The organism is Mesotoga sp. UBA5847 (genome assembly GCF_002432735.1).
GTDB lineage: Bacteria > Thermotogota > Thermotogae > Petrotogales > Kosmotogaceae > Mesotoga.
Genome location: NZ_DJGL01000011.1, coordinates 1 through 575 on the forward strand (window position 1 = coordinate 1; position 575 = coordinate 575).

The 575-nt window shown below is 43.5% G+C and carries 1 protein-coding gene; it reads left to right on the forward strand.

Annotated features, from left to right (window positions below):
- Positions 1-159 precede the first annotated feature (159 nt).
- Complete coding sequence (locus B3K91_RS00850) at positions 160-408, forward strand: hypothetical protein (protein ID WP_292593849.1); 249 nt, start codon at positions 160-162, stop codon at positions 406-408.
- Positions 409-575: the final 167 nt, after the last annotated feature.

Sequence of the window (575 nt, forward strand, 5' to 3'; positions counted from 1 at the left end):
CACCGAAGGTGGCATCACTTCTTCAAAGGTTTCTCGGCGATGTTGTAACTCTTTTATGTTCGAATTTGTTTCACGACCAACATTTGATATAATTCATTTCGGTGGGTAAGAAAACGATTGATTATCCACTAATGTACGTATTCGTGGGGTGAAAGGGTTATGAACTTGATTCCAAGAAGAAGATCACAGTTGAAAAACCTGAAGCAGTCATTCCTTGTATTTACCGCTGGCATGGCAATTGCAAGCGTTTATTTGACCTACTGCGTGTTAACAAAAGGCGAAGTTCTTCAAGCAAATCCGAAATTGTGGATCGTAGTAATCGGCATCTACATTCTTACAATCCTTAGTGCAATATACTACACAATACTCGAAAGAACCTACAAGAAACGCAGACGAACGGATTGGTAAACAACCCCGTTGCTGGTTGTTCGCTAGCGAAAAGCGACGGGCGGGCAAATTGGCTTGAAGGTTTTTGCAGTCTTTTCTCGCGAGCCGCTGTTTTACAAGCGAAGTGGTTCTCACTCGTTCTTGATCTTTGCCCGCGAAGGGGAACGGCCTTTGCTCTTAATACACCC

Excerpts from the sequence above, each read along its gene's own strand:
- B3K91_RS00850 (WP_292593849.1), top strand. The coding sequence starts at position 160 with ATGAACTTGATTCCAAGAAGAAGATCACAGTTGAAAAACCTGAAGCAG.